General features: G+C 70.8%; 21 protein-coding genes and 1 tRNA gene. 14 read left to right on the forward strand and 8 right to left on the reverse strand.

The features are described 5' to 3' along the window. Together ACFY1S_RS08890 and ACFY1S_RS08895 are read left to right on the forward strand one after the other, a co-directional pair. Complete coding sequence (locus ACFY1S_RS08890; protein WP_364372294.1) at positions 1-1,266, forward strand: aspartate kinase; 1,266 nt, start codon at positions 1-3, stop codon at positions 1,264-1,266. A gap of 6 nt (positions 1,267-1,272) precedes the next feature. Continuing rightward, positions 1,273-2,334 carry an aspartate-semialdehyde dehydrogenase gene (locus ACFY1S_RS08895; protein WP_387114542.1) on the forward strand — a complete coding sequence of 354 codons (1,062 nt, stop codon included), beginning with the start codon at positions 1,273-1,275 and terminating at the stop codon, positions 2,332-2,334. A gap of 13 nt (positions 2,335-2,347) precedes the next feature. Here the strand turns inward: ACFY1S_RS08895 and ACFY1S_RS08900 are convergent, their stop codons facing one another. Next, on the reverse strand, positions 2,348-3,769 hold the full coding sequence (locus ACFY1S_RS08900; RefSeq protein WP_387114545.1) for a diguanylate cyclase: 1,422 nt from the start codon (positions 3,767-3,769) through the stop codon (positions 2,348-2,350). A gap of 178 nt (positions 3,770-3,947) precedes the next feature. Here ACFY1S_RS08900 and ACFY1S_RS08905 point away from each other — a divergent pair, with 178 nt between their 5' ends. From ACFY1S_RS08905 to ACFY1S_RS08915, 3 genes are all read left to right on the forward strand, one after another. Then, entirely contained in the window at positions 3,948-4,727 is a 780-nt protein-coding gene (locus ACFY1S_RS08905; RefSeq protein ID WP_387114548.1) for a phosphodiesterase, read from the forward strand. Positions 4,728-4,738: 11 nt separating this feature from the next. After that, positions 4,739-5,407, forward strand: a complete 669-nt coding sequence (locus ACFY1S_RS08910; RefSeq protein ID WP_387114551.1) for a histone deacetylase — start codon at positions 4,739-4,741, stop codon at positions 5,405-5,407. 223 nt (positions 5,408-5,630) lie between these two features. Then, positions 5,631-7,358, forward strand: coding sequence for a bifunctional metallophosphatase/5'-nucleotidase (locus ACFY1S_RS08915; protein ID WP_387114554.1), 1,728 nt, complete (start codon positions 5,631-5,633; stop codon positions 7,356-7,358). A gap of 573 nt (positions 7,359-7,931) precedes the next feature. On the opposite strand, the gene ACFY1S_RS08920 is transcribed toward ACFY1S_RS08915, so the two are convergent. Continuing rightward, positions 7,932-9,215: an MFS transporter gene (locus ACFY1S_RS08920; RefSeq protein ID WP_387114557.1), complete on the reverse strand. Its 1,284-nt coding sequence runs from the start codon at positions 9,213-9,215 to the stop codon at positions 7,932-7,934. An 86-nt stretch (positions 9,216-9,301) separates the two neighbouring features. Here ACFY1S_RS08920 and ACFY1S_RS08925 point away from each other — a divergent pair, with 86 nt between their 5' ends. The 4 genes from ACFY1S_RS08925 (at position 9,302) to ACFY1S_RS08940 (ending at position 11,873) form a co-directional block, all read left to right on the forward strand. Then, positions 9,302-9,775, forward strand: a complete 474-nt coding sequence (locus tag ACFY1S_RS08925) for a hypothetical protein (RefSeq protein ID WP_387114560.1) — start codon at positions 9,302-9,304, stop codon at positions 9,773-9,775. A 419-nt stretch (positions 9,776-10,194) separates the two neighbouring features. Beyond that, positions 10,195-11,247 carry a hypothetical protein gene (locus ACFY1S_RS08930; protein ID WP_387114563.1) on the forward strand — a complete coding sequence of 351 codons (1,053 nt, stop codon included), beginning with the start codon at positions 10,195-10,197 and terminating at the stop codon, positions 11,245-11,247. Between the two features lie 90 nt (positions 11,248-11,337). Next, positions 11,338-11,538: a hypothetical protein gene (locus tag ACFY1S_RS08935; protein WP_387114566.1), complete on the forward strand. Its 201-nt coding sequence runs from the start codon at positions 11,338-11,340 to the stop codon at positions 11,536-11,538. After that, complete coding sequence (locus ACFY1S_RS08940) at positions 11,505-11,873, forward strand: tyrosine-type recombinase/integrase (protein WP_387114569.1); 369 nt, start codon at positions 11,505-11,507, stop codon at positions 11,871-11,873. The genes ACFY1S_RS08935 and ACFY1S_RS08940 overlap by 34 nt, the downstream gene beginning before the upstream one ends. A 56-nt stretch (positions 11,874-11,929) precedes the next feature. Here ACFY1S_RS08940 and ACFY1S_RS08945 read toward each other — a convergent pair. Both ACFY1S_RS08945 and ACFY1S_RS08950 read right to left on the reverse strand, forming a co-directional pair. Further along, positions 11,930-12,006 (reverse strand) — tRNA-Pro (locus ACFY1S_RS08945). Positions 12,007-12,103: 97 nt separating this feature from the next. After that, complete coding sequence (locus tag ACFY1S_RS08950; RefSeq protein ID WP_387114572.1) at positions 12,104-12,997, reverse strand: metallophosphoesterase; 894 nt, start codon at positions 12,995-12,997, stop codon at positions 12,104-12,106. A gap of 25 nt (positions 12,998-13,022) precedes the next feature. Between ACFY1S_RS08950 and ACFY1S_RS08955 the strand changes: the two genes are divergently transcribed. Next, positions 13,023-13,478, forward strand: a complete 456-nt coding sequence (locus ACFY1S_RS08955) for a GatB/YqeY domain-containing protein (protein WP_387114575.1) — start codon at positions 13,023-13,025, stop codon at positions 13,476-13,478. A gap of 87 nt (positions 13,479-13,565) precedes the next feature. Here ACFY1S_RS08955 and ACFY1S_RS08960 read toward each other — a convergent pair whose 3' ends face one another. Continuing rightward, positions 13,566-16,004, reverse strand: a complete 2,439-nt coding sequence (locus ACFY1S_RS08960) for a penicillin-binding protein (RefSeq protein ID WP_387114578.1) — start codon at positions 16,002-16,004, stop codon at positions 13,566-13,568. A gap of 407 nt (positions 16,005-16,411) precedes the next feature. Between ACFY1S_RS08960 and ACFY1S_RS08965 the strand changes: the two genes are divergently transcribed. Further along, entirely contained in the window at positions 16,412-16,732 is a 321-nt protein-coding gene (locus ACFY1S_RS08965) for a WhiB family transcriptional regulator (protein ID WP_030328078.1), read from the forward strand. A gap of 6 nt (positions 16,733-16,738) precedes the next feature. On the opposite strand, the gene ACFY1S_RS08970 is transcribed toward ACFY1S_RS08965, so the two are convergent. The 3 genes from ACFY1S_RS08970 to ACFY1S_RS08980 are packed head-to-tail and all read right to left on the reverse strand — an operon-like array spanning position 16,739 to position 19,569. Next, positions 16,739-17,887: an ArsA-related P-loop ATPase gene (locus ACFY1S_RS08970; protein ID WP_364372325.1), complete on the reverse strand. Its 1,149-nt coding sequence runs from the start codon at positions 17,885-17,887 to the stop codon at positions 16,739-16,741. A gap of 57 nt (positions 17,888-17,944) precedes the next feature. After that, positions 17,945-18,922, reverse strand: coding sequence for an ArsA-related P-loop ATPase (locus tag ACFY1S_RS08975; RefSeq protein ID WP_387114582.1), 978 nt, complete (start codon positions 18,920-18,922; stop codon positions 17,945-17,947). A 26-nt stretch (positions 18,923-18,948) separates the two neighbouring features. Beyond that, positions 18,949-19,569 carry a hypothetical protein gene (locus ACFY1S_RS08980; protein WP_387115967.1) on the reverse strand — a complete coding sequence of 207 codons (621 nt, stop codon included), beginning with the start codon at positions 19,567-19,569 and terminating at the stop codon, positions 18,949-18,951. A 539-nt stretch (positions 19,570-20,108) separates the two neighbouring features. On the opposite strand from ACFY1S_RS08980, the gene ACFY1S_RS08985 reads away from it, so the two are divergent. Genes ACFY1S_RS08985 through ACFY1S_RS08995 form a run of 3 tightly spaced genes read left to right on the forward strand, consistent with a single transcriptional unit; the run spans position 20,109 to position 21,252 of the window. Further along, positions 20,109-20,594, forward strand: a complete 486-nt coding sequence (locus tag ACFY1S_RS08985; RefSeq protein WP_387114585.1) for a hypothetical protein — start codon at positions 20,109-20,111, stop codon at positions 20,592-20,594. A gap of 44 nt (positions 20,595-20,638) precedes the next feature. Further along, complete coding sequence (locus ACFY1S_RS08990; RefSeq protein WP_007466198.1) at positions 20,639-20,794, forward strand: DUF4177 domain-containing protein; 156 nt, start codon at positions 20,639-20,641, stop codon at positions 20,792-20,794. Further along, positions 20,791-21,252, forward strand: coding sequence for a RidA family protein (locus tag ACFY1S_RS08995; RefSeq protein WP_364372334.1), 462 nt, complete (start codon positions 20,791-20,793; stop codon positions 21,250-21,252). The genes ACFY1S_RS08990 and ACFY1S_RS08995 overlap by 4 nt, the downstream gene beginning before the upstream one ends. Positions 21,253-21,262 lie beyond the last annotated feature (10 nt).

Consider the following 21,262-nt stretch of genomic DNA (forward strand, 5'->3'; position numbering starts at 1 on the left):
GTGGCACTCGTGGTGCAGAAGTACGGCGGGTCCTCCGTCGCCAACGCCGAGCGGATCAAGCGGGTGGCCGAGCGCATCGTCGCCGCCCGCAAGGCCGGCGACGACGTGGTGGTGGTGGTCTCCGCGATGGGTGACACCACCGACGAACTTCTCGACCTGGCCAACCAGGTCAGCCCGCTGCCGCCGGGCCGCGAACTGGACATGCTGCTCACCGCCGGGGAACGGATCTCGATGGCCCTGCTGGCCATGGCCATCCACAACCTGGGGTACGAGGCCCGCTCGTTCACCGGCTCGCAGGCCGGCGTGATCACCACGTCGGTGCACGGCCGCGCACGGATCATCGACGTCACCCCGGGGCGGCTCAAGGGCGCGCTGGACGAGGGTTCGGTGGTCATCGTGGCCGGCTTCCAGGGCGTCTCGCAGGACACCAAGGACGTCACCACCCTGGGCCGCGGCGGTTCGGACACCACTGCGGTGGCGCTCGCCGCCGCGCTGCACGCCGACGTGTGCGAGATCTACACCGACGTGGACGGCATCTTCACCGCCGACCCCCGGATCGTTCCCAACGCCCGGCACATCCAGCAGATCACCTACGAGGAGATGCTGGAGCTGGCCGCGTGCGGCGCAAAGGTGCTGCACCTGCGTAGCGTGGAGTACGCCCGCCGGGCGGGGTTGCCGATCCACGTCCGTTCGTCATACTCGACCAACACCGGCACGATGGTCACCGGATCGATGGAGGACCCTTCCGTGGAGCAGGCACTGATCACCGGGGTCGCGCACGACCGTAGCGAGGCCAAGATCACGATCGTCGGGGTACCCGACGAGCCGGGTGCCGCCGCGCGGATCTTCGACACCGTCGCCGGCGCTGAGATCAACATCGACATGATCGTGCAGAACGTCTCCACCGAGGGCACCGGCCGCACGGACATCTCGTTCACCCTGCCCAAGGCGGACGGCCCGACCGCGATGGCCGCACTCAGCAAGATCCAGGAGCCGGTCAAGTTCAAGGGCCTGCTGTACGACGACCACGTCGGCAAGGTGTCGCTGATCGGCGCCGGCATGCGCTCGCACCCCGGTGTGGCCGCCGGTTTCTTCGCCGCGCTCGGCGCAGCAGGGGTCAACATCGAGATGATCTCCACCTCCGAGATCCGGGTCTCCGTGGTCTGCCGCGACACCGACCTCGACGCCGCCGTACGCGCCATCCACGACCAGTTCGAGCTGGGCGGCGACACCGAAGCCGTGGTCTACGCGGGGACGGGTAGGTAGCGCCCGATGACGGCGCTGCCCACCCTCGCCGTGGTCGGAGCGACAGGTGCCGTCGGCACCGTGATGTGTGAGCTGCTCACCGGTCGCCGCAACGTCTGGGGTGAGATCCGTCTGCTCGCCTCCGAACGCTCGGTCGGGCGGCGGGTCCGCTGCCGGGGCGAGGAACTCGTCGTCCAGGCGCTGACCCCGGAGGCGTTCGACGGCGTCGATGTGGCGATGTTCGACGTGCCGGACGAGGTCTCCGCCGAGTGGGCACCTGTCGCGGTCGGCCGGGGCGCGATAGTGGTGGACAACTCAGGCGCGTTCCGGATGGACCGGGACGTCCCGCTCGTCGTTCCGGAGATCAACCCCGAGCAGGTCCGCAACCGGCCCCGGGGCATCATCGCGAACGCCAACTGCACCACCCTCGCGATGATCATCGCGGTGGCTCCGCTGCACCGTGAGTACGGCCTACGGGAGCTGGTGCTCGCCTCCTACCAGGCGGTCTCCGGCTCCGGGCAGGCCGGCGTCGAGATCCTGCACGACCAGCTCGCCAAGGTCGCCGGCGACCGCCTGCTGGGTTCGCGTACCGGCGACGTGCGGCAGGCGGTGGGCGACGACCTGGGCCCGTTCCCCGCGCCGCTAGCACTCAACGTGGTGCCCTGGGCCGGCTCGGCGGCCGACGGCGACTGGTCGTCCGAGGAAATGAAGATCCGCAACGAGTCTCGCAAGATCCTCGGCCTGCCCGACCTCAAGGTGTCCGCCACCTGCGTACGCGTGCCGGTGGTGACCGCCCACTCGGTGGCCGTACACGCGGTCTTCGCCACCGAGGTGGACGCCGAGGGCGCCCGCGAGGCGTTGCGCAACGCCCCCGGGGTGATCGTCGTCGACGACCCCGCCGCGGGCGAGTTCCCGATGCCGATCGACGCGGTCGGCACCGACCCGTCCTGGGTTGGCCGGATCCGCCGCGCCCTGGACGACCCCCGCGCGCTCGACTTCTTCGTCACCGGCGACAACCTCCGCAAGGGCGCGGCCCTCAACACCGCCCAGATCGCCGAGCTGCTGGCCAAGGAGTTGAAGACCTCCTGACCCGAGGGTCGGGTCAGGCGGCGGACAGCTGCACGCCGTCCCTGCCCTGGCGCTTCACCGCGTAGAGGGCCTGGTCCGCTCTGCGGAGTGTGCGATCGGGTGACTCGCCCGGACGGGGCAGCGCGACACCCACGCTGATGGTGCGGCCGACGCGCCGGGCCGCCTCGGTCAGCCGCTCCGCGATCCGGACCGCCTCCTCCGGGCGGCTCACCTCGATCACCGCGACGAACTCGTCCCCACCGATCCGGTACAGCTCGTCGCCGTGCCGCAGCGCACCCTCCAGGGCCCGGGCCAACCCCACCAGCACCTGGTCGCCGGCCTGGTGGCCGTACGTGTCGTTCACCGTCTTGAAGCCGTCCACGTCGATCGCCAGCAGAGCCGTACGCCCCGGGGTGGCCGCCGCGATCCGCTGCCCGAACGGGCCGGTGTGCCGCAGCCCGGTCAACGGGTCCGAGCTGGCCTGTTCCCGCAGGCGAGCGAGGGTGCGCAGCCGGTCCAGGGTCGTCCAGGCCTGCCCGGCCAGCAGCTCCATGAGGCTGACGGTTGTCGGGTCCGGGCGCAGGGACTGTTCGTCGGCGACCAGCAGCACCCCGCCGGCGTCGGGTGGCCCGACCGGGACGGCGACAAGTGTGCGTACCCCGGCCCGGGTCAGCGGCTGGTAGTCCTCAGTCGGCGGGTGCCCCGCCTCACCGAGGGTGTAGCCGGCGCCGTACCGGTGCGCCCGCTCGATCATCCGGGCGAGCGCTGCGGGTTCCGCCCCGGTCAGCTCCGCCCGGATCCGGGTCTCCAACCCGTTCGGATCCAGCGGCGCCGGCCCGATCCGGACCTCGCCCGCGTCGGCGATCAGCAGCACCGCCGTGGAGAGGGTGGAGACCTCCCGGGCGGCGCAGGTGGCCACGCCCAGCACGTCACCCTCGGTGGGCGCGGAGGAGAGCGCGGCGGCGTGCCGGAGCAGCTTCTCACTGCGGCTCTCCGCCGGCGGGCCGCCGAGGGCGGTGATCCGCGCGCCGAGCCGGGCGGCCAACCGCTGCGCGATCTCCCGCCACGGGCTCAGGTCGACCGGGCCGGTCCACTGGAGGTCGAGTACGCCGATGGTCCGGCCGTCCGGGTCGGTGACCGGTACGCACAGCTCGGTGGTCACGTCGGGTCGTACCGGGAGGTAGTCCGGGTCGACGGTGACGTCGGGGACGACCGCCGTGACGCCTGTTGCGTACACGCGGCCGACGATGCCGGTGCGGGCCGGCACGGTTGCGAACACCTGCCACGCCCCGGTCGCCGCGATGCAGCGCAGCCGGTCCTGGACCTCGAGCAGCACTGAGATCGTCGCCGAGGTGTGGCGGGACAGCGCGGTGACGGTCCACCGACAGGCTTCCGGCGTGGTCGACGCCATCGGCAGACGGACGGTGACGTCGCGGACAACTTGCTGATGATCCACTCGCACGTCGTTCCAGGTAGGGGAGGGGCCGACGCGATCAAGCGTACTTCCGTGGAGAGGGACCGACCTTCGTACACATGTGCTATCCACAGGCTGTGGACGGAGCCTGTGGGCTCGGGACGCCACGCGACGCGCTCCGGCGATAGCGTGGAACTCCCGGCGCGGAGGAGGCGAACCCATGCTCATCGCCCAGCTCAGTGACCCGCATCTGACGACCGGCCTGCTCGCCGCCGCCCCGGCCGCCGGGCTGCACGGCGCGCTCGGCCGCGTGCTGGCGCTGCGACCCCGACCGGACTGCGTGGTCATCACCGGCGACCTGGTCGACCACGGTCGCCCCGACGAGTACGCGGCGCTGCGCGAGCTGATCGGCCGCTTTCCCCTCCCGGTGTACCTGGTCGCCGGCAACCACGACGACCGGGAGTCCCTGCTCGACGCGTTCGGCGGCACGCCCTGGCTGGGCGGCGGCTTCTCCGCCTACTACCACGTCGACCATGAGGCGGTGACCATAGTGGTCCTCGACTCGCTGATCCCCGGCGGCGACGGCGGCCAGCTCGGCGAGGAGCAGCTCGGCTGGCTCGACGGCGTCCTCTCCGGGCGGCCCGAGGTGCCCGCCGTGGTCTGCCTGCACCACCCGCCGGTCGCGGCCGGCATCCCGGCGGCCGACGCGATCCGGCTCGCCGACGGCGCCGCGCTCGCCGAGGTGATCGGCCGGCACCGGCACGTCGTGCGGGTCGCCGCCGGGCACCTGCACCGCCCGGTCACCACCGGGTACGCCGGCACTGTGCTCACCGTGGCCCCCAGCACCTGGAGGCAGAGCACCCTCACCATGGCCGCCGACGAACAGATCGGCTGGGTCGCCGAGCCCACCTCCTTCCTGCTGCACCTGGTCGAGTCGGGCGGGTGCGTGACGCACACCGTGCAGGTCAGCCACTCCGCCGGCCAGACCTGCGGCTTCTGACGGCGGCGCACGTGGAGGCGGTCGAGGAACGGCTGGTCTGGTACGTCGCGTACGGCTCCAACATGCACGCCGCCCGTCTGGCCTGGTACATCGGCGGCGGATGTCCGCCCGGCGGGCGGCGGACGTACCCCGGCTGCCGGGACCCCCGCCCGCCCAGCCGGTCGGTGCCGGTGTCCCTGCCGGGCGGGATCTACTTCGCCGGCGAGTCCCGTGCCTGGACCGGCGGGATGGCCTTCTACGACCCACAGCTCCCGGGCCTGGCCGCGGCCCGCGCCTACCTGGTCACCGTCGAGCAGTTCACCGACATCGCGGCCCAGGAGATGTACCGCCCGGCGGGTGGCACCGGCGACCTCGTCCCGGCCACCGAGGCGGCGATCGACGCGGCCGTCGCCGCCGGGCGGGCCACGCTGGGCCCCGGTCGGTACGAGACGCTGGTCTGCCCGGGCAGCCACGGTGGTGTCCCGATGCTCACCTTCACGGCCCCCGGGCCGGCGTCCGCCGTGCGGTGCCGTCCCCCGGCGTCGATCTACCTCGGCATGATCGCCCGCGGGCTGCACGAGTCGCACGGCTGGCCGGCGGAGCGGATCGCCGACTACCTGTCGGCCCGGCCCGGGATCGTCGATGGCTGGTCACCTGACGACGTCACGGACCTGGTCGTCGAGGTGCTCGCCGCCGGCTGAACGATGACCGTCCGGTCCTTTCCGGACCCGGCTCGACAATCGTGCGTATTCGCAGCTCTGATGGTGCCCCGCTCGACGGGTGGGCGTCCGGATGAGAGGCTGGCCGGGACGGCGACGGTCCCAACGTCGCCAACCGCGATCGACCCTTTTCGACGGCGTCGGTCGGCGGCCCGGTCGACCCACCGGCCGGCCACCGCGTACGCCGATTCTCACGAGGAGTTCCATGTCCAGTTCCGGGATGCGTCGGGCCGCCGCCGGCCTGACCGCACTCGCGGTGGCCGCGCTCGGCGCGGTCGCCACCACCCCCGAGCAGGCCGACGCACGGCCGAAGCCGGTCGACGTCACCCTGCTTGCGCTGAACGACTTCCACGGCAACCTCGAACCGCCCACCGGCTCCAGCGGCAGCATCGCCGGGCAGGCCGCGGGCGGTGTCGAATACCTGGCGACGCACCTGGCCGAGCTGCGCGCCGCCGCCAAGAAGAAGAACACCATCACCGTCGCCGCCGGTGACCTGATCGGCGCGTCCCCGCTGCTCTCCGCCGCGTTCCACGACGAGCCGACCATCGAGGCGCTGAGCATGGCCGGGCTGGACTACGCCAGCGTCGGTAACCACGAGTTCGACGAGGGTGCAGCCGAGCTGCTGCGCATCCAGAACGGTGGCTGCCACCCGGTCGACGGCTGCGCCGACGGCACGCCGTACCGCGGCGCCGGCTTCCAGTACCTCTCCGCCAACGCCTTCAAGACCGCCACCGGCAAGCCGCTGATGGCTCCGTACGCGATCCACAAGGTACAGGGCGTCAAGGTCGGCTTCATCGGGATGACCCTTGAGGGCACCCCGCAGATCGTCAGCCAGCAGGGCGTCGCCGGCCTCACCTTCACCGACGAGGCGGACACCGCCAACCGGTACGCCCGCGAGCTGCGCCGCAAGGGCGTGGAGACGATCGTCGTCCTGCTGCACGAGGGTGGCGCCCAGGCCGCGACCGGTGGCATCAACGACTGCGTCGGCATGACCGGCCCCATCGTGGACATCGCCAACCGGATGGACCCGTCCATCGACGTGGTGGTCAGTGGCCACACCCACCAGGCGTACAACTGCGACATCAACGGCAAGCTGGTCACCAGCGCCAGCTCGTTCGGCCGCCTCGTCACCGACATCGACCTCAAGATCGACCGTCGGAGCGGTGACGTGCTCTCCGCGTCCGCCAACAACGTCGTGGTCACCCGGGACGTCGCCCCGGACCGGAAGCAGACCACGCTGATCGAGCGGTACAAGACCGTTCTCGGCCCGGTCGCCGACCGCCAGGTCGGCGTTACCAGCACCGCTCTGGTGACAACGCAGGAGAACCTGCTCGGCACCTGCTCGGTGCAGGTGCCGGCCTCGTGCGGTGAGTCGCCACTGGGCAACGTGATCGCCGACGCGCAGCTCGCCGCCACCGACGACGAGCAGGGCGCGGTCGCCGCCCTCATGAACCCGGGCGGAGTCCGCGCCGGCCTGGACGCCGGCCCGGTCACCTACGGGGAGGCGTTCACCGTGCAGCCGTTCGCCAACAACCTGGTGACGTTGGACCTGACCGGCGCGCAGCTCTACTGCGTACTGGAGCAGCAGTTCGTGACCGGCAAGGTTCTGTACCCGTCCTCGACCGTGGGCTATGTGGTCGACCTGAACGGCGCCACCGCTCCCGCGACGGACCCGTGCGCCGGCACCCGCGTGGTCCGGGGCAGCCTCACCATCGGCGGCACCGCCGTCGACACCGCCGCCACCTACCGGGTGACGGTGAACAACTTCCTGGCCGGCGGCGGCGACGGCTTCAGCGCCCTCACCGGCGGCACGAACCAGGTCACCGGCCAGATCGACCTGGACGCCTTCGTGGCCTACCTGACCGCCCAGTCCCCGGTCCCCGCACCGGCGCTGGACCGGATCCGCACCACCGCCGAGGTCCCCGCCGCCTGACGGACGACCCCGCGACACTCGGGCCCCGGAGCACCCCGCTCCGGGGCCCGACCCGTCCCCTGCCCCCTGCCCGACGCCCTCTTCGCCCGCGTGCCCCGCTCGCCCCGCCCGCCGCGCTTGAGTGTCTGTCCCGTTGCGCTCGCTCGCGTGCCCCGCCCCGCTCGTCCGCCCCGCCCGGCCGCGCCCCGCCGCGCCCGCCGAGCCCGCCGCGCCCGCGCGGCCGCGTCGACCGCATGGTCGCGCTCGAACATGGAAGTAGTGGCCTCCGGCGGCGAGGGTGCCACTCGATCCAGGATCGAGCGCGATCTTGCGGCGCTGGCGAGATCCGCGAGCAAGATCCGCGAGCAAGATCCGCGCAGCATCGGGGATATTGCTCCCACCCGCGCGTCGGAGGCAGCAACATCTGCGAAGTTGCGCGGATCTTGGTGCGGCGTGCGGCGTGCGACCTGGGGAGTGCGGGGTGCGGCCTGCGGGGTGCGGCGTGTGCAGTGCGGCCTCCGGGGTGCGGGCTGCGGCGTGTGCGGGGCCGGGGTGCGGCGTGCGGGCTGCGGCGTGTGCGGTGTGGGGTGCGGGTCAGGCGGTGGCGGGGGTCGGCTCGGGGGAGGTCGGCTCGGCCGTCACCCGGCCGTCCTGGGCGGGGGTGAGCAGCCGGCGTAGGGAGAGCGCGACAAGCGAGGCCACCAGGCATCCACCGACCACTGTCGCCACCCAGACCCGGCCGTCGGCGGCGGCGAGGAGGGGGCCGGCGGTGACCGGGCCGATCACGCCGCTGATCCCGAAGATCATCGAACTCATCGCGTTGTACCGTCCGCGCAGCTCGTCGGTGGCCAGCGCGTTGGTGAGCGCCGGCATCATCGGCGACAGCATCGTCTCGCCGAAACCAAAGATCGCCGAGCAGGCCACCACACACAGGGCGGCGAGCACAGCGCTCTCGGTGCTGATCAGGCCGCCGGCGCCGAGGACCAGCCAGGCGGCGGCGAACACCGTACCGACCAGGGCCAGTGCGGCGGTGCGGCTGCGGCCCTCGATCCGGCGCAGAACCAGGAGCTGGGCGAGCACGATGGTCACGGTGTTCGCCGCGAGCGCCCAGGCCACCACCCGGGGGCTCACCTCGACGACCCGCACGGCGTACGCGGCGAAGCCCACCTCGATCTGGGCGTACCCGCAGGTGGTGAGGATCAGGCCGAAGATCACCAGTCGGCGGAACGGACGGTCCCGGAGCACTGTCAGGTAGCCGCCCGGCGACGGCTGGCCAGCGGCCCGGCCGGCGCCGAGCCGGTGCCCGACACCCGGCAGGGTGAGCAGGATCAGCGCCGGCATCAGGTAGCTCACCGCGTCCAGCAGGTAGACCGCCTGGAAGGTGACCGGCCGGGCCGTGTCGACGATCGCGCCGGACGTCATGCCGCCGATCCCGATACCGAGGTTGAGCAGCGCGAAGTTCAGCCCGAAGACGCGTTGCCGCTCGCCGTCGTCGGTAAGCGAGGCGAGAATCGTGTTCTGCCCGGACCAGATCGCCGAGCTGCCCACGGCGATCACCGTCATCACCGCGAACGCGGAGGCGCTGGAGTCGACGAGGGCCAGCGAGCCGGTGCCCACCGCCTCGATCAGCAGGCACGGCAGCACCACCCGTCGCGCCCCGAACCGGTCGATCAGCGTCCCGCCCAGCGGCGACAGGACCAGCGTGACCGCGCCGTACCAACCGATCGCCAGGCCGGCCCGTGTGTCGGTGAGACCGCGTACGTCGGTGAGGTAGATGAACAGGAACGGCAGGGTGAGGCCACGCCCGATCGCCGACAGCAGGGTGCCGACGAGGAGCCGGCGAGCTTCCGGGCGGCGGGGTAGGGCGCGACGCAACATGACCGGCATTCTGTTCGTCAGGTGTGACACCGCGCGAACCGTTTACCGAGGCGGCGGCTGTCGGTGTGCTCTGTCATGCTGGCCGGGTGAGCGTGACCTGGCGACACCTGCCCGCATCCGCCCGCGAGGTCGCCGGCGCCGCCTCCGACGCGGTGCAGGCCGCGAAGATCCAGGACAACGAGGCGTACGACGTGGCCACCGGCCGGCTCGCCACGGCCGAGCGTTCCGGCCTGGTGCTGGGTTCGGTGGTGCGGTTGCTGCTGGAGGCGACCCATCCGGACGGGCTGGACGGCGACGACGTACGGCAGGTGCTCCAGCGGTGCGTCCGCGCGGCGGCTCCGTGGCGACCGGACGTCGACCCGCATGTCGTGCTGGTCCTGCTAGCCGGAGCGCTCGGCGTGTACGACCCGGGTGAGGACGACTCTCCACCCGATCCGGCGGCGCTTGCCCGCCATGGCCCACTGCTCGTGGCGGACCTGCTGGCGGTGACGGGCCGGCCGCTCGACGGCTACCTGAGCGCTGCATTCGCCGAGATCGAACGCACCGAAACGCAGGACTGACAACCAGAAGAGGGCACATCCACCGAGTGGATGTGCCCTCTTACCTCTGGTCGGGGTGGCCGGATTCGAACCGACGACCTCTTCGTCCCCGAACGCGGGTACGGCTCATCTCCTAGTGTCATCGGCTGTCAGGGAGTGTCGATGATCGTGCTGGATGCGCCAACCGGCGATCCGCTGCGTCAGCTCCTACCGGCCGTTCCGCTGCTTTCTCGCTGCCTCACAGCCCCACGATGCCGCTGGCCTGCTCATGATGTCGTCCGCCGTCGGCCTCGAACCGCGTCGGCCGGCTTGGCTCCACGGATGGCTGTACAACCGGGTGCTGCATGGGACCCCGAGGCCCGGACGAAGCGGGGGCCGTGGCAGTTGCCCTCGTCCAGTACCGTCACGAGCGGCAAATCACTTACAGCACGGGGGAACCCTTGACGAATTCCTTCAGCTCTCGCCGCCTGCTCGCCTGGACCGCGCCCGTGGTGCTCGCGCTGACCGGGCTCGCCCCGGCCCTGCCAGCTCAGGCCGCAGTGAAGCCCCGGCCCACCGCCACTACCGGCCCGGTCGACAAGGACCTCAACGGCGACGGGGTGCCGGACCTGGTTGCTTCCGGTGGTCCGGGAACCGGCCTCGGCTCCGGCGTCTGGTCAGCACTCGGCGTTAGGTCCCACAAGACTGGCGTAGGCACCGGCGGGGTGCAAACTCCGGCCACCAACGTGGGCCTGCGCGGCAACGGCTTCGGCGGCACCTGGCTGCCGACGGAGTTCGACGGCGGGCAGGCCACCACCGGCCGATTTTTCGGCGGTACCGAGGAGAGCCTCCTAGTCTACTACCCGAGCGGGGTCTTCGCTGGCGACGCCGCCTTCATCAAGGGCGCCGGCGACGGCTCGATGCTCGACCCGGTCAACAGCAACACGGCAAGCATCAGCCGCGACTACCTCGTCGACGCCAACGACAACATCCCGCTGGTGCTGGTGAACGCGTTCCAGGCTGACGGCGTCGACACCGGCCTCCCGGATCTGCTCGGCATCGCCGGTGACGCCACTAATGGATACCGGCTCGGCTATCACCCCAACTACTGGGCGCCAGGCCTCTACTTCGGCGTCACCGGGCTGACCAACCCCACACCGACTGGCGGGACCGACTGGCAGAACTGGAGCCTCGCCAGCACCGAAACCGCCTCAGGGATTGCGCTCTTCCTGCGCAACGCCAGCACCGGTGATCTGTACCTGTGGACCGGAGTCACCATGGTCGACAACGGTGACGGCACCGGCACGCTGAACCACACCCAGTACCAGGTGGCGGCGAACTGGAACACCGGCGTCACGATCAGCACGCTGCAGGCTGCCGACATCAACGCCGACGGCACCCCGGACCTCTGGGCCGTGCTGCCGAACGGCACCTACCAGGCGCACCTGATCTCCGGCCTGTCCGGTAGCGGCACCGCAACGGTCACCGCCACGCGCCCCCGCCAGCTGGCCTAGCCTCTTGGGCGCGCCGCTACCCGGCAGCGCGCCCCAGCTGGCCGGCCCTTCAATCCCTGCGAGGGCGTGCGGCTTCCACCGCGGCGGCGCATGGACACCGACGAGTTGGTCATCTCCCGCGCGGATCTGTACGACCGGCTTCTCCCCGTCGTCCCGGAGCGGTATCGCGCCCTGGTCGCCGTCGCCGCCGGCACCGGACTGCGCTGGGGCGAGTGCGCGGGACTCCGCTGGGACGCTGTCGACCTGGCCGGCGGACCGTGCCGCTGCCTCCGTTCGTCGTCCAGGCGCTGACCGACCACCGGCAGTCCTTCGAAGCCGGCGCCGAGGGTCTGATCTTCGTCGCCCGGACCGGTGAACCACTGAAGCGTGGCACCTTCCGAGCGCGAATCTGGAAGCCCTCGCTGCAACGAGCAGGGCTGCCGTTCGGGCTCCGGTTCCACGATCTGCGGCACTCGTACGCGACCTGGCTCGTGTCCGACGGCGTTCCGATCAACGACGTGGCGAAGGTGATGGGGCACGAGCAAACGTCGACGACCTTGGACCGCTACACGCACTCGACGCGTGACCGGGATCGCAGGGTGCTCGCGTCGTTCGCTGCCTTCTCGCTGCCTCAGGAGGAGCGGTAAGCCCTAGAAACGAATCAAGACCCCTCGGTGGAGGGGCCTTGACCTGTACTTACCTCTGGTCGGGGTGGCCGGATTCGAACCGACGACCTCTTCGTCCCGAACGAAGCGCGCTACCAAGCTGCGCCACACCCCGAGGCGTGCCGACAAATAGTAGCCCACCCGCCCCGAGGGTCAAACTCGGTACCCCCGCCGCTCGACCGGGCCGCCAGGAGGCTTGTGCGGGGGTCGGGTCAGCGGGGGATGAGGGTGAGGATGGAGGCTTCGGGAGGGCAGGCGAAGCGGATCGGCGCGGTCGGGTGGGTGCCGAGGCCGGCGGAGACGTGCAGCCAGGAGTCCGACAGGGGCCACCTGTGCAGGCCGCGTGCCATCGAGCGGGGCAACCCGCAGTTGGTCACCAGCGCCCCGTACCCGGGTACGCAGACCTGACCGCCGTGGGTGTGTCCGGCCAGCAGCAGTCCGAAGCCGTCGGCGGCCATCTGGTCGAGCACCCGTGGCTCGGGGGAGTGCGTCAGCGCGATGGACAGGTCTGCCGAGGAGGAGACCGCGCCCGACACGGCGGGGTAGTCGTCCCGGTCGATGTGGGGGTCGTCGACGCCGACCAGGTCGAGCTGCCGTCCGCCGGCCTTCAGTATGGTCCGGGCGTTGTTGAGGTCCGCCCATCCGGCGCCGGTGAACACCTGGCGCAGTTCCTCGTAGGGCAGGTCGACGCCCTCGGTGTACTCCCGGTCGGGCAGGAAGTAGGTGAACGGGTTCTTCAGCACCGGCCCGGTGTAGTCGTTCGAGCCGAACACGAACGCGCCCGGGTAGTCGAGCAGCGGTTGCAGCGCCCGCAGCACGCCCGGCACCGCGTCGGGGTGCGCCATGTTGTCTCCGGTGACGACCACCAGGTCCGGGTCGAGGGCGGCGAGCGATGCCACCCACCTCTGCTTGCGCGCCTGGTCGGGCATCATGTGCAGGTCCGACAGGTGCAGTACGCGCAGCGGCTCCGCGTCGGCCGGCAGCACCGGTACGTCGTACCTCCGCAGGGTGAACATGTTGCGCTCGATGAGCGACGCGTACGCGAGGGTGGTTGCTCCGACGGCGGCGGTTCCGGCGGCGAGCCGGAATAGTGTGCGCTTTCGCATGGCGTTCAGGGTAGTTTGACCGTCCATGAGCACGCTGAAGGACCGCCTCACCGCCGACATGCGTTCCGCGCTCAAGGCGCGCGACGAGCTGACCACCTCCACGCTGCGGATGGCCCTGGCCGCCGTCGGCAATGCCGAGGTCGCCGGCAAGGCCAAGCGCGAGCTCACCGATGACGAGGTGCTCGCGGTGCTGACCAAGGAGGCCAAGAAGCGTCGGGAGGCGGCCACCGCCTTCGCCGACGCCGGCCGCTCGGAGCAGGCCGCCAAGGAGACCGCGGAGGGTGAGGTGCTGGACCGCTACCTGCCCAAGCAGCTCTCCGACGCCGAGCTGACCGAGCTGGTCTCGGGGGCGCTCGCCGCGGGTGGCTTCATCGGCAAGGCCCAGATGGGCCCGGCCATGAAGGCGGCCCAGGCCGCGGTGGCCGGCCAGGCCGAGGGTGGTCGGGTGGCTGCCGAGGTACGCCGACAGCTCGGCCTCTGACCCGCGAGCAGCGGTAGTCCGGACAGACGAACGGGCGGGCACCCAGTAGAGGGGGTGCCCGCCCGTTCGCGTGTGTTGCCTGTCGGCTCAGCCGCCGGGGCGGCCGCCGCCGCCGGGGCGACCAGGGATGTTCGGCTGGTTCGGCTTGTTGTCGGGCGGGGTGGCGCCGCCACCGCTGCTGACCTGGATGGTGACGATGCCGCCCTTGATGGTGCGTCCGTCGGGGCTGGTGCCGGCCGCGGTGCCGACCGGGCAGGAGGACGGGACCTTCGCCTCGGAGACGACCGGCTCGAAACCGGCGCCCTTGATGCGCGACTTCGCCTGATCCACGGACACGCACTTCACGTCGGGGATGCTGCGCTGGTCACCTTCGGAGATCTTCTGGCCCGGAGGCTCGAAGTTGATGCGCGGCTTGCCCTTCATGGCGTCGCGCAGCGTCTCGTACACCGGAGGGTTGATGCCGTCCTTCTCCGCGTGCTTCATCTTGACGTTCGTCTGCGGCCAGTCCGGGTCGGCCATGATGCCGGCCACCGCGTACTGCTTGGTCATCGCGACCAGGGCGGCGGTCTTCTCCGAGTCGGTGGTGCCGGACTTGCCGGCCACCGGCGCGTCGACGATGCCCTTCACCACGCCTGCGGTACGGCTGCTGCCGCACTTGCTGGTCTTGGAGTTGTCGCCGACGGGGCAGCGGGCGGCGTCCACGGCGGCGCGGGCGACCTCGGTGCTGAACCGCTTCTCGCAGCGCGGGTTGGCGATGTCCAGCTTCTTGCCGTCCGGGTCGCGGATCTCCTGCACCGGGATCGGCTCGCAGTACTTGCCGTCCGCCGCGAAGGTCGCGTACGCGTTGGCGAGGTCCAGTGGCGTGGTCGAGGAGACGCCCAGGGTGAAGGCGCCCCACTGGTGCGCCGCCTCCTTGGTGGCGGCGAACTTCGCGTCGTTGCTGGCCCGGAACTGGATGCCGGCCCGCTTGGCGACGTCCACCACGTTCTCCGCGCCGACCTGCTGCTGGAGCGGGACGAAGTAGGTGTTGACCGACTGCGCGAACGCGGTCCACATGTTCTGCATGCCGCCGGCCTTCAGGCCGGAGTTGGTCGGACAGTAGAAGTGGGTGCCCTTGCAGGCGGCCGGGCTGCTGCTGTCGATGATGTATTCCGACTTGAACTGCTGCGGCGCGTTGAACTGATTGCTGAGCGCAATGCCCTTCTCGGCCGCCGCGACGATGGTGAAGAGCTTGAAGGTCGAGCCGGCCTGGTAGCCGGTGATGCCGTCGCCGCCGGTGAGCAGCGGGTTGACGGTCGCCGGGTAGTTGCCCCGGATGCCCTTCTTGCTCTTCGCCGGATCGCTGGACAGCTTGTTCTTCGGGTTCTTCGGGTCGTCCAGCTTGAATTGCCGGTTCACGGCGAGCGCCCGCACCCGGCCGGTGCCGGGCTCGACGACCGCGACCATGGCGGCTTCCTTGCTGTTGATGCTCTTGGCCTTGCGGACCGCCTTGTCGGCGCCCTTCTGCGCCTGCACGTCGAGCGACGTCACGATGGTGTAGCCGCCGCTCTTGAGCCGCCGCTCCCGGTCGTACGTGGTCGAGCCGAACGTCTCCTGCTGCATCCACCAGCGGTAGAAGTAGTCGCAGAAGAAGCCCCACTCGTTCACGTTCGCGGCGACGCAGCCGTTCGGCGTGCGCTTGTCCTTCACGACCAGCTTGGTCGCCTTGGCCGCGTCGGCCTCCTGCTGGGTGATGGCCTTGATGTCGAGCATGTTCTGGATGACGTAGTTGCGACGGTCCAGGGCGAGCGGGTAGCCGGCCTTGGTGGTCGGGTCGTTCGTGGTGGGCGCCTTCACCATGCCGGCCAGCAGCGCCGCTTCCTCGATCTTGAGCTTGCTCGGCGGCTTGCCGAAGTAGACCTGGCTCGCGGCGTAGATGCCGTACGCGCCGTTGCCGAACGAGGCGAGGTTGAGGTAGCGGGTGAGGATCTCGTCCTTGGAGAACTCCTTGTCGACCTGCAGGGCCAGCCGCATCTCGCGCAGCTTGCGGGCGCTGGTGTCCTCGGTCGCCGCGACCACGTCGGCCGGGTGGGTGGCCGAGTACGCGATGGCCAGCCGGACGTACTGCATGGTCAGCGTCGAGGCGCCCTGCCGGCCGGAGCCCTCGCTCTGGTTGTTGACGAACGCACGGGCGACACCGTTGATGTCGACGCCGTTGTGCTTGTAGAAGTCATGGTCCTCGGCCGCGATGATGGCCTTCTGCATGGCCGGCGAGATGTCGGCGAGTTTGACGTCCCGCCGGTTCTCGTCGTACATCGTCGCGAGCGGTGTCTTGCCGTCCGAGGCCAGCATGTAGCTGATCTGTGGCGCGCGGGCCACAGTCAACTCCGTGGGCAGTGCGCCGAAGGTCTCGGCGCCGGCCTTCGCGGCCAAGCCGGACATCGCCACCGCGGGGAAGGCCGCCGCAGCGACCACCACGCCGGCCAGTAGGCCACACACGGCTAGCGATGCGGCGTTGGTCAGCACATTGTGGTCACGTTTCCGCATCCAGGTCACCTCGACAGGGTACGCGAGTAGGGAACGAGGGGCGCTGGGGCGTTCTTTCCCCATTTCCTGCGCGCGCTGCCCTCGTTGTGCTAAACGCACGACCCCCGGTGCGCGGTTGCGTGTGACCTGCCGCGAGTCTCCACCGATTGGTGGAGGCGGCGCAGCGTTTTCGTCGACCTCGGCGGGGTAAGCGGCGGTCAAGAGCCCGGGAAGCCGGGAGTGTCCGGAATGATGGATTTCGTCGACAACGTTGCGTAATCGGTCGACTACAGAGCATGATGGGGGCGGCAACAGCGCCACATGTCGTCCGCGCCGCCTTGGGGAAGGCAGGCCGGGCGATCGGGGGGAATTGCCGGCTGACGTGCATCGACGAGGTCGGTAGGTACTGCAAGGGGGGACGTGTACACATGGGCATGATCACTGACTGGCCGTCGCTGGCGGCGTGTCAGAACGGGGACCCGGACGCGTTGTTCGTACAGGGCGCCGAACAGAACGTGGCGAAACGGATCTGCCGGAGCTGCCCAGTTCGGTACGAGTGCCTGGCCGACGCGCTGGACAACCGGATCGAGTTCGGTGTGTGGGGTGGGATGACCGAACGCGAACGCCGGGCGCTGCTGCGCCGCCACCCGCAGGTGACGAGCTGGCGCAAGATGTTCGAGGCCGCGATGAAGAAGAACAGCAAGGACAAGGCTGGCAAGGACAAGATCCTGGTCAGCGCGGCCAACTGACGCGGATCAGGGCCGGCTGATCGCCGCGCCGATCGTCCGCAGCCCGTCGACGTCGTGAACGTCGGCGGGCTGCGCCGTCACCGAGACCGCCGGCACGGCCGGGAACGCCTCGGTGAACCGCGCGGCGACCTGCTGCTCGCGTACCGCCTGGCGGGCCAACGCGGCGTGCGCCCGCAGCACGTCGGCGGTGGCCTCGTGCCCACCCAGCTCGGTCAGCCGCTCGGCGGCCGCCCGACTCTGCTCGGCGTCCAGCTCCGGCACCGCCGGGCGGTGCACCCGGTTGAGCACCAGGCCGGCCAGCGGCATCTTCTCCTCCCGCAGCCGGCCGGCGAAGTACGCGGCCTCCCGGACCGCGTCCGGCTCCGGGGCCGCGACAAGCACGAAGGCCGTCTCCCGTGCCTGGAGGATGCGGTACGTCTGCTCGGCCCGCTGCCGGAAACCGCCGAACATCGAATCCAGTGCGGCCACGAACCCGGACAGGTCGGTGAGCAGTTGCGCGCCGAGCACCTTCTGCACCACCTTCGAGAACATCCCGAACGAGGCCGTGACCAGGCTGAACATGCTCCGACCACCGGTGCGCGCCGGTGCCAGCAGCAGGCGCAGCATCCGGCCGTCCAGGAAGCGGGACAGTCGGGCCGGCGCGTCCAGGAAGTCAAGTGCCGAGCGAGACGGCGGAGTGTCCACCACGATCAGGTCCCACTCGCCGCGGGCGTGCAGCTGGCCCAGCTTCTCCATCGCCATGTATTCCTGCGTGCCGGAGAAGGTGGAACTCATGGCCTGGTAGAACGGGTTCGCGAAGATCTCCGCGGCCTTCGCCGGATCGGTGTGCTGGAGCACCACGTCGTCGAAGGTGCGCTTCATGTCGAGCATCATGGCGTGCAGCTCACCGCCGCTGGCCTCGACGTCGATCCCCTTGACCTGGCGAGGCGTGTTGTCCAGCTCGGTCAGGCCAAGCGACTGGGCAAGGCGGCGGGCCGGGTCGATGGTGAGCACCACCGTGCGGCGGCCGTGCTGCTCGGCGGCCCGCAGCGCCAGCGCGGCGGCCGTGGTGGTCTTTCCCACCCCGCCGGCACCGCAGCACACGATGATCCGCACGCCGGGGTCGGCGAGGATCTGGTCGACGTCCAGCTGCGGCGCCGCGTCTTCGGAAGGCACCAATCGAGCGTATCGGGCCGCGTGGGTCCGTGCGCCCGTGCCGACCTCAGGTGTGAGTCAATCCGCCCTGACGAGGGCACGGGACAGCGTCTCGAGGCCAGCCCGGTCCACTCCGTCGGGCAGCAACGGAAGCTCGAACATCGGCAGCCCCAACTCCACCAGGTCGGCGCGGAGCGAATCCTCAAGCTCCCGACGGATGACCTGGTCCCGGGCCTCGTCGTGCAGGCCGGCCACGATCTCCCGGTCGGCAGGCAGCCCGGCGGCGACAAGCCCCCGCTTCAGCTCCGCGGCGGTGACGGCCCGGCCGGCGGGAAGCGGAGGACGGGTCGCGTTGACGATCACGTTGCCGATGCCGAAGCCGAGCGACGTCAGGTCGGCGACGGCGTCCACCGTCTCCTGCACCGGCATCTCCTCCAGCAGCGTGACCACGTGCACCGCCGTCATCGGGGAACGCAGCAACGCGGCGACCCCCTCGCTCTGGGTCTTGATCGGGCCGACCTTGGCCAGCCGGGCCGTCTCGGCGGTGACGTTCAGGAAACGGCCGATCCGCCCGGTCGGAGGAGCGTCAAGCACCACCGCGTCGTACGCCCGACGCTGACCCGAGGTGCGGGTGGTGGCCTCCTTCACCTTGCCGGTGAGCAGGACGTCGCGAAGCCCCGGGGCGATGGTGGTGGCGAAGTCGATGGCGCCGAGCTTGCGTAGCGCCCGGCCGGCAGCGCCCAGCTTGTAGAACATGTCGAGGTATTCGAGCAGCGCCTCCTCGGCGTCCACCGCGAGCGCGCGCACCTCACCGCCGTCCGGGGCGTCCGCGAGGTGTCGCTCCTCGTACGGCAGCGGGTCGATGCCGAAGAGCTGGGCGATGCCCTGGCGACCCTCGACCTCCACCAGCAGGGTGCGCCGGCCACCGGCGGCCAGCGCCAGGGCCAGCGCCGCCGCCACGCTTGTCTTGCCGGTGCCACCCTTGCCGGTCACCACGTGGAGACGCGCCGACCATCCGGTACCGGCCGGGTCGGTCGGCCGCTCAGCTGCACGCACCCGTCGAGCCTATCCAGGCTTGCCGGTCACGCCACCTCGCAGACCCACCAACCCGTCTTCTGCACCACAGTGAAGCGCAGGTCCTGGTCGGCCACCTTCTCGTCGGCGGTGGTCATGGTGACCCGGGTGGAGACGGTGGCGCGGTCACCCGTCTTGTTGTCCACCTTCGGGGTGGTCCAGCGGAAACGGGGGCTCTTGTACTCGGAGGCGTACTTCTGCACCTCCGCGACCTTCGCGGCGATCTTCTTGTCGTCACGGGAGGCGGCGCACACGTGGCTGGCCGCCTTGGACGCGTCGCGGTCCTTGTAGATCGCGGTGAGGAACTCGTCGACTGCGACTGCCGGCTCCTTGGCGCCCTCGCCGCTCTCGGCGTTGCGCAGGGTCAGGAACGCCACCACGCCGCCGCCCACGCAGAGCACCATGATCACGACGAGTGCGATCGCCGCGATCAGCAGGCCGCGCTTCTTCTTCGGCGGCACGGGGGCGCCCTGGTAGGGCGGGTAACCAAGTGGGGGTGGCGGGATGTCCGAGGTGGTCGGGCCGCCCGGCCCCGCCGGCGGCTCGGCCGTGCCGGGACCGCCCGGGCCGGTGGCGGCGGCAGCCTGACCGGGGAAGGTCGGCGCGGAGACGGCAGGCGCGGCGGGCAGGGCGAGCTGGCCGGACTGACCGGTGGGGGACGATTCGGCGGGTCGTGCGGTGGGAGTGGCCTGGCCGGGAGCAGTCGGAGTCGCCTGGCCGGGAACGGCCGGGGTGCCGGGCTGGCCGGCGGGATCCGGGCCGGTCGGCGGGAGGGCGGGCGTGCCGGCCTGGTCGCCGCTGGGTGGCTGGGTCATGTCTTTCCCCCGGGGGTGCGGCGCCCGCCGCCGGCGGGGGCGTCGAGCGTGATCGAGCGGTCGGCCGGGCGCGGCGCGACCGTCCGACCGGAAGGGTAGCGGTCAACCGCGGGCCGGGTGTCGCCCCTATCGTGCTGTTCGCGCCACCGGTTCGGCCGACGACGAGGTGGAATCTGCCGCAGTCGGGATTAGTAACCCCAAGGTGTCATATATGTGACTTTAGGTGACTGATCGTGCGCGTCCTGTTGGCGGGACTGCTGCCGCGGACCTACCTTCGTCCCGGTGCGGGGGGCGGAACGGGCGGATCGTCCGGGCCGGAAGCATGATCCGACTGGTACTACCGGAGGCAGTGCATGCGCGACGCGGACAACATCCCTCGCACCCAGTTTCCGACGAACGATCGGCTCCGCCGGACGGCTGCCGTGGGCGAGGCGACCGGCGGGCCGCTCGGCAACCCGCCGGTCAACGAGCGGTCGTACCGCCGGGTTCCGGAGCCGCCGGCGGTGGTCCGAGCGTCCAACCGTCCCGCAGAACGGGTCCGGGACGACGACGAGCCGGGCTTCGTCATCCACCTGCCGATCCGGGTGCCCGACCTGGCGGCGGCCACCGCGTTGGCCGGCCGGGTCGCGGTGTCCCTGGGATTCCTTCCGGAGCTGGACGCCGGCGAGACCACCGTGTCGAACGCCGACGACCAGAACAACAGGCACCGGGTCTTCTGCGACCTGCTGCTGCCCGACCGCTCCCGGTGCCCGCAGGGGTACGAGCACGAGGGGCCGTGCGGCGAGCTGCCGACCACGCCGGAGCAGCGTCCCGCGCCTCGCTCGGCCAGCGGACCGTAGGCTGTGCCTCGAACAATTCCGCACCGAGAGGGAGCCCTTCAGCGATGCAGAAGTGGGAATACTCCACGGTCCCGCTGCTGGTCCACGCGACCAAGCAGATCCTCGACAACTGGGGCGAGGACGGGTGGGAGCTCGTCGCCGTGGTCCCCGGCCCGAACCCGGACCAGCTGGTGGCGTACCTGAAGCGGCCCAAGGCATGAGCAACGGTCCGCACGCGAAGCTCGCCGAGCTGGGTCTCGAACTGCCCGACGTGGTTCCGCCGGTGGCCAGCTACGTGCCGGCCGTGCAGTCCGGCCAGCACGTGTACGTCTCCGGGCAGTTGCCGATCGCCGAGGGCAAGCTGCTGGCCACCGGCAAGGTCGGCGCGGGGATCTCCGCGGAGCAGGCGAAGGACCTGGCCCAGCGCTGCGCGCTCAACGCCCTGGCGGCGGTCGACTCGCTGGTTGGTCTGGAGACAGTGGTCAAGGTGGTGAAGGTGACCGGTTTCGTGGCCTCCGCGCCCGGCTTCACCGGACAGCCTGCCGTGATCAACGGCGCCTCTGACCTTTTCGGCACCGTCTTCGGTGAGGCCGGCCGCCACGCGAGAAGCGCGGTAGGCGTCGCCGAGCTCCCCCTGGACGCCCCCGTCGAGATCGAACTGATCGTCGAGGTCGCCTGACCCACCGCAC

This window comes from Micromonospora sp. NPDC000663, from assembly GCF_042898105.1.
Classification (GTDB): domain Bacteria; phylum Actinomycetota; class Actinomycetes; order Mycobacteriales; family Micromonosporaceae; genus Micromonospora.

Coding starts and splice junctions, on each gene's coding strand:
- ACFY1S_RS08955 (WP_387114575.1), top strand. CDS start 13,023: ATGAGCACGCTGAAGGACCGCCTCACCGCCGACATGCGTTCCGCGCTC.
- ACFY1S_RS08915 (WP_387114554.1), top strand. CDS start 5,631: ATGTCCAGTTCCGGGATGCGTCGGGCCGCCGCCGGCCTGACCGCACTC.
- ACFY1S_RS08965 (WP_030328078.1), top strand. CDS start 16,412: ATGGGCATGATCACTGACTGGCCGTCGCTGGCGGCGTGTCAGAACGGG.
- ACFY1S_RS08920 (WP_387114557.1), bottom strand. CDS start 9,215: ATGTTGCGTCGCGCCCTACCCCGCCGCCCGGAAGCTCGCCGGCTCCTC.
- ACFY1S_RS08985 (WP_387114585.1), top strand. CDS start 20,109: ATGCGCGACGCGGACAACATCCCTCGCACCCAGTTTCCGACGAACGAT.
- ACFY1S_RS08905 (WP_387114548.1), top strand. CDS start 3,948: ATGCTCATCGCCCAGCTCAGTGACCCGCATCTGACGACCGGCCTGCTC.
- ACFY1S_RS08895 (WP_387114542.1), top strand. CDS start 1,273: ATGACGGCGCTGCCCACCCTCGCCGTGGTCGGAGCGACAGGTGCCGTC.
- ACFY1S_RS08950 (WP_387114572.1), bottom strand. CDS start 12,997: ATGCGAAAGCGCACACTATTCCGGCTCGCCGCCGGAACCGCCGCCGTC.
- ACFY1S_RS08935 (WP_387114566.1), top strand. CDS start 11,338: ATGGACACCGACGAGTTGGTCATCTCCCGCGCGGATCTGTACGACCGG.
- ACFY1S_RS08960 (WP_387114578.1), bottom strand. CDS start 16,004: ATGCGGAAACGTGACCACAATGTGCTGACCAACGCCGCATCGCTAGCC.
- ACFY1S_RS08990 (WP_007466198.1), top strand. CDS start 20,639: ATGCAGAAGTGGGAATACTCCACGGTCCCGCTGCTGGTCCACGCGACC.
- ACFY1S_RS08995 (WP_364372334.1), top strand. CDS start 20,791: ATGAGCAACGGTCCGCACGCGAAGCTCGCCGAGCTGGGTCTCGAACTG.